The following is a 5,830-nucleotide window of genomic DNA, read 5'->3' as shown; positions in this document are numbered from 1 at the left end:
AGCGTCTCGGATGGCAGTCATGAGAGCGTATATCTGTGCCCGTTTTATGTGACGCCCCCGTCATGGAAGCGGCTCGCGATGGCACGACCGATGCCACGCGCTGCGCCGGTGACGACGCACGTCTTGTTCTTCAATCTTTGCATGATGTTCTCGAAACCAGAGTCCAGGCGGCGCATCGCTCCGCGGGCGTATGCCTTCCCGCTTTAGCGGTGACGCTGGATCATTTCGAAAAACTCCCGAGAACACGACCAGCCTACGGCATCGGCACGATCGCCGCAATTCCCGATCAACGATCCCATGCGAGACGGGATCGCTATGCGTTGGGGTGTCATTCCGCCCCCAACCGGACCCGGCCACCAGCGGCGCATTTTTCAATAGCCCCGGTCGTTTTCCTCGCTGATCGACCGTGAAATGAAACCTTGTCGTAATCACAACAAACCGCTGGCACGATGATAAGGATCGTTCGATGTGGCGAAGGCGTAAAGGGAAACAGCCACCTGATGCCACGCTGCATCCGATTTTTCTTGTGATTCACGCTGCCCCTGCTGATCACCGCGTGTAACGACCGGCAATCAGCTAGGGAGGCAGGTGCGCAGGTTGGCTCCATGACTATGTCGGTGCGTCCAGGGACGTCCGCATGTGGATCCGCACCAACTGTGGTAAAGTTGCAGGATTTCGCTGGAGTTACGTGGTGGACGGAGAACAAACACTGGTGCCGCGCGGCGGATCGCGGGCAGCCGGCGCAGGCGTGGGCACATGACACTGCGGGTGTCGGCACCCGGAGGTTGATCATTGCGGGGGAAACCATCGCCCTCCCCGATCCAGAGGCCCAGTTCACTCCCGTTCCCAATATGCCGCCGCCAGCGCCATTTGTGTCTTGGGGGAGCGACATTCGCTCGCGTGTGTTCGCGGCGAGCAACTGGCTTCGAGAGAGGAATGACTTCACCTGCGGCCGGACCTTCGCGGGTGTCGGATTCAGACTGACGACAGCAGGCTTTCGATAGGGCATTGCTCGATTATTTCGCTGGCAGCGAGGATCGAGACATTGCTGCTCTGATCGGACCCGGCCCACACGAAAACGTTCGCATCGTCCATGCCTCGGGCGATTTCGCGGTGCTGCGCGGCGATCTTGCCGCCATAAAACCAATGCTTCAGTGCGACGGGATCCGGGAACTGCCTGCAGCGATCGGCCATTCGATTGAGGCGCCGTTCGCCGCCACGGCCTACCGCGCAGTGATCGACAGATTCCTCAGTGATTGCTTGGCATCGCGGAACTGAGGGTCTGTCCACTTCGGGAGCGTTCGTAAAAATATGCCTAGGAGATAGCATCATGAGCCTTTTGCGACTGGCACTTACTTTGGCCGCCACCGCGACTTCCTAAGGCAGCCATCTCCGCGGTACCGCCCCCAACCGCATCGGCAACGTTGATTATCCTGCCGGGCGGCATCGATCAATCTTGCGCGAGCGCAGCGAACACATGTCGCATTTGTATAGAGGGAGGGGGATCGCTGCTTTCCTGAAGGGTCAAACCGGACCACAGCGAAAGAAGGATGCGCGCCAGTTGAATGCTCGGTATGACCGGCGTCAGGCCGGTACGCCGTAGCAGATGGGACATTACACCGGCGAAAGCGGACTCGTACGCGATCTTGACCGGTTCGAAGCGAGCACGGAACGCGGCGTTGCGACGTGCGTGAAGGTGAAGTTCGACCACCAGAACCGAATAGCTGGCGTCGACGGACAAGGCATCCAGACTGGCACCGATCGTATCCAGGATGGCTTCCGCCGTTTGATACCGGGTGTCTGCCACCAACATGTCGAACTTTCTTGCGAGGTTCGCCATATGCTCTTCGACCAGCGTGAAGAGCAGATCGTCCTTGCTGGCGAAATACGAATAGAATGCGCCCTGCGAAAAGCCGGCGCGTTCGCAGATGCCTCGAATCGAGGCGGCTGCGACCCCTCCTGCAACGATCAGCCCTATCGCGGCGTCGAGCAGTCGTGTCCGCGTCTCCATGCGCATCTCGGGACGCTTCCTGCGGCGTGGTACCGTCTGCGTCGTCGGTGTCGTCTCATAATCCACCGACACCAGATGCAGCCCGTTGGCGTCAAGGGCAACAGCCACACAGGTATTGCAACTAATATATCGCTTGATATGTTAATGTGGCCCGCCTCAATGAAAGCCGTCATCCGTGACCACCCGCCGCCCCATCGCCTATCGCGACGATCTCGAAATCGAGCAGCCCGACGAAGCCGCGCTGACGCGTGAGATCGTGGCTCGAATGGCGGCGACACAGGCTGCTCACGCAGAGCGGCATCATCATGCGCACCGAGACGCACATGCGAAGAGCCATGCGATCCTGAAAGGGCGGATGACAGTCCATCAGGATCTGCCTGCCGAATTGGCGCAGGGCATCTTCGCCCACCCTGGCGAACATGAGATCGTAGCTCGACTGTCATCGGCGCCGGGTGATATTTACAGCGATGCAGTGCCGGCCCCGCGCGGCTTTGCGGTCAAGGTCATCGGCGTTGGGGGCGAGCGCCTGTCACCCACCCTCGGGGGGGCCAATCAGGATTTCCTGATGGTCAATTTTCCGACGCTCGCCTTTGGTACGATCGCCAAATACAAGGTCATGCTGGGTCTGCTTGAAAAGAACGCGGACGCGCCTGAGGCGGCGCAGCGGCTGATCGCCGCTGCCGCGCGTGGCGTGAAGGGCGCTGTGGAGGCGCTAGGCGGCAGCCCTAAAGCCACGCTTGACGGACTGGCGCGCGACCATGCGAACATGCTGGGCGAGACATTTTATACGCAGGCGGCAATCCGCTACGGCGATCATGTTGCGAAACTGTCGCTGGCGCCGGTCGGGGGGGTGGCCGAACTGACCGGACGGCAGGTCGAGGCGGGCTTCTCGACCATGCGTGACGCGGTAGTCGACCATTTCCGGCACGCCGGCGCCACCTACGAATTACGCGCGCAGCTATGCGTCGACCCGGATACAATGCCGGTCGAGGACGCGGCGGTCCTGTGGGATCCTGCCCTTTCACCGCATCGCGCGATCGCAACGCTGACCTTCCCTCCCCAGGATGCCTATGCCCCGGCCAGACAGGTGCATGGCGACGACCATCTCGCCTTCAACCCGTGGAACGGGGTCGCGGCGCATCGGCCGCTCGGCGGCATCATGCGAATCCGCAAGGCAGCGTATGAATCGTCCTCCAGCCAGCGGCACAGGCTGAATGCCGTGGCTCGGCGCGAACCACGCTCGCTTGATGAAATTCCGGACTGATCCGAACCAGAAGGAGCCGTTCATGGCCGACAGTAAAGATCCCAGGCTTGATGACGAAACCCGTCTGCAAGAGTTCCGTCGCCTCGCCGCAGAAATCGCCGCCGATGCCCCCACGCTGGCCAGGATCGCGATCGAAGGCTTGATCCGCAACCACAACCCTCTGTTCAAGGGCACCGCCGGGTCGGCGGGCCGGGCCGGCCGGCAATCGGGCAATGTGTCCGAACTGACTGCAATCGCCAAACTCAAGCCTGGCGGAGGCGACCGGCTGCGTCGCATCTTCAACCTGACCGGCGGCAATTTCGACGGCGCCCAGAAAGTTTCGACGCTGCATGACATGCGTTTCGTCCTGTTCGACGACGACACGCGCATCCTGTTCGCTACGGCGTACGACGGTGACTGGGATACCTATATCAACGACTTCGCGACCAAGATCCCTGACCTGATGGATCTCTTGTTCGCCAATGTCGAAGGGTGGCCGGGGATTGCCTCGCCTGACGTGAAGGATTTCATCGCCGATCACCAGATCGACGCGGCCGGTTGGTTCGTCGCCAACCCGCAGGTGACGGTTGTGGACGTGCGGCGGCTGCAGCGGATGGAGACGGCGCTCGATGCCTTCCTCGATACAATGGCCGGCAACACCGCTGTGGACCCCGCGACACGGGACGCGCTGGCCCTGCTGTCGAGGCAGGTGTCGGTGCCGCACGGAGTGGATTACTGATGGGTATCCTCCAGCACCTCAAGGACCGCTTCCGCCCTGACCGCGTGACGCTGCAGCTGGACGACATTCAGGCGTTGATCCTGCGCGCGCGGCCTGAACCGTATGTCGGCATTCACGCAATGCTTCACGTCGACGACGCCGCGGGTGGCCGCGATCTCCTGCGAAGGCTCGCGCCGCATATCCCTGCCGCAGCAGACTGGACCGAAGAGCTGACGGCATGGACCGGCGTGGCGATCAGTCACGCGGGTCTGAAGGCGCTTGGGGTGCCCGAAGGCTCGCTCGCCAGCTTTCCTCTGTCGTTTCGTCAGGGAATGGCGGCGCGCGCCGAGCAGCTGCGTGACGCGGGAGAGAATGCTCCCGAGCAATGGGAGGAGGCGTATCGCGACAATCGCTGCCACATCGCGCTCACCATCTTCGCTTCGGATCAGGCCCGGCTTGACGAAGCCACCGACCGGGCAATGTCCGAATATCATGCATCGAGCGGCGTGACGCTGATCGGAACACATCGTTTCGGAGCCGATGCGGATGCCAAGAACCCGTTCGGCTTTCGTGACTCGGTGTCGCAGCCGACCGTCGCGGGTGCCGGGGTCGATCCACAGCCGGGGCAGGAGCGCGCGATCGCGCCGGGCGAGTTCATCCTGGGCGAGGACAGCGAAACGGGAGCGCCGCTGGAGATACCGCAGCCTGACGCGCTGGGGCGGAACGGTTCCTATGTCGTGCTGCGCAAGTATGACAGTCGACCGGGCGCATTCAACGATTTCGTGCGCGGCCAGGCAAACGATGAGGCGGCGCAGGAGCTGCTGGCCGCCAAGATGTTCGGCCGCTGGCGATCGGGGGCACCGCTGATCCTGTCGCCGACCCGCGACGACGAAGAGCTGGGCGCCGATCCGGCCCGGCGCAACGACTTTGATTTCTCGGGCGACAAGGCGGGAATTGTCTGTCCGCATGGCGCGCACATGCGCCGCCTCAATCCGCGCGGTGAGCGACTGACGATCCTGACTGACGAAAACATCCACCGGATCATCCGCCGCTCTTCCACCTTCGGTCCGAAATGGTCGGCCGACCTGACTGCTGCCGACGATGGCGAGGACGATCGCGGCATCTTCTTCATCTTCATCTCGGCACGTGCGTTCGACACGATCGAGTTTCTGCAGCAGGAATGGATCAATCGCGGTAATTTCATCGACCTGGGGAAGGAGCGTGATCCTGTGGTTGGCCTGCATGAGGAACCCGGACGCTTCACCGTGCCTGCCGAGCCGGTTCGTCGCCGTATAGACGGTGTCACCACGTACAACCGGCTGCGTGGCGGCGAATATATGTTCATGCCTTCGCTCACCGCTTTGCGATGGATCGCGGCAGGATCGTGGAACTGAGATGCCTGACCATGGTCCGGGCCGCTACGTTGAATATCGGTATCCGATCAGGGTCGGTCCGGGAGCGATCGACGATCTCGATCATGTGAACAACGCCATCTATCTCATGTGGATGCAAGAAGCGGTCAACGCCTATTGGCGCAAGACCGCGCCGCCAGAACAGGTAGAGACGCTCGCCTGGATCGCGCACCGTCATGACGTGGTCTATCACAGGCCCGCCGTGCTGCACGATCTGATCGTCGCCGTAGTGCGCGTCATTGGTCATCAAGGATGTCGTGCCCACTTTGAAACTCGCTTCGAGCGAAACGGCGAAGACGTTGCCATAGTTGAGTCTACGCTGGTGTGCATCGATCGCGGGTCCAGGCAACTTGTGCGTATTCGTCCCGATCTTGCTCAGCATTTCTATCTTCGTGACACTGAAGCAACTACGGCTAGAGTCAGGACTCGTTGATTACAGCCAGAAG

General features: G+C 61.5%; 6 protein-coding genes. 5 read left to right on the top strand and 1 reads right to left on the bottom strand.

The genetic code is table 11. The features are described 5' to 3' along the window. The first annotated feature begins 1,008 nt into the window (after positions 1-1,008). Complete coding sequence (locus AVT10_RS18370; RefSeq protein ID WP_116462793.1) at positions 1,009-1,278, top strand: hypothetical protein; 270 nt, start codon at positions 1,009-1,011, stop codon at positions 1,276-1,278. A 172-nt stretch (positions 1,279-1,450) separates the two neighbouring features. Here the strand turns inward: AVT10_RS18370 and AVT10_RS15380 are convergent, their stop codons facing one another. Continuing rightward, positions 1,451-2,119: a TetR/AcrR family transcriptional regulator gene (locus tag AVT10_RS15380; protein WP_066693440.1), complete on the bottom strand. Its 669-nt coding sequence runs from the start codon at positions 2,117-2,119 to the stop codon at positions 1,451-1,453. A gap of 67 nt (positions 2,120-2,186) precedes the next feature. Here AVT10_RS15380 and AVT10_RS15375 point away from each other — a divergent pair, with 67 nt between their 5' ends. From AVT10_RS15375 to AVT10_RS17970, 4 genes are read left to right on the top strand one after another with little or no spacing between them, the layout of a single operon-like run. Beyond that, positions 2,187-3,275 carry a catalase family protein gene (locus AVT10_RS15375; protein ID WP_232308046.1) on the top strand — a complete coding sequence of 363 codons (1,089 nt, stop codon included), beginning with the start codon at positions 2,187-2,189 and terminating at the stop codon, positions 3,273-3,275. A 22-nt stretch (positions 3,276-3,297) separates the two neighbouring features. Further along, positions 3,298-3,993 carry a hypothetical protein gene (locus AVT10_RS15370; protein WP_066693438.1) on the top strand — a complete coding sequence of 232 codons (696 nt, stop codon included), beginning with the start codon at positions 3,298-3,300 and terminating at the stop codon, positions 3,991-3,993. Between the two features lie 44 nt (positions 3,994-4,037). Beyond that, positions 4,038-5,366, top strand: a complete 1,329-nt coding sequence (locus AVT10_RS15365) for a Dyp-type peroxidase (protein ID WP_232308045.1) — start codon at positions 4,038-4,040, stop codon at positions 5,364-5,366. Between the two features lies 1 nt (position 5,367). Next, positions 5,368-5,817, top strand: coding sequence for an acyl-CoA thioesterase (locus AVT10_RS17970; protein WP_084401782.1), 450 nt, complete (start codon positions 5,368-5,370; stop codon positions 5,815-5,817). The last annotated feature ends 13 nt before the right edge of the window (positions 5,818-5,830 follow it).

Source organism: Sphingomonas hankookensis, assembly GCF_001619955.1.
Classification (GTDB): Bacteria; Pseudomonadota; Alphaproteobacteria; order Sphingomonadales; family Sphingomonadaceae; genus Sphingomonas; species Sphingomonas hankookensis_A.
This window is presented reverse-complemented; position numbering and strand designations above follow the sequence as displayed.

Excerpts from the sequence above, each read along its gene's own strand:
- AVT10_RS15370 (WP_066693438.1), top strand. The coding sequence starts at position 3,298 with ATGGCCGACAGTAAAGATCCCAGGCTTGATGACGAAACCCGTCTGCAA.
- AVT10_RS17970 (WP_084401782.1), top strand. The coding sequence starts at position 5,368 with ATGCCTGACCATGGTCCGGGCCGCTACGTTGAATATCGGTATCCGATC.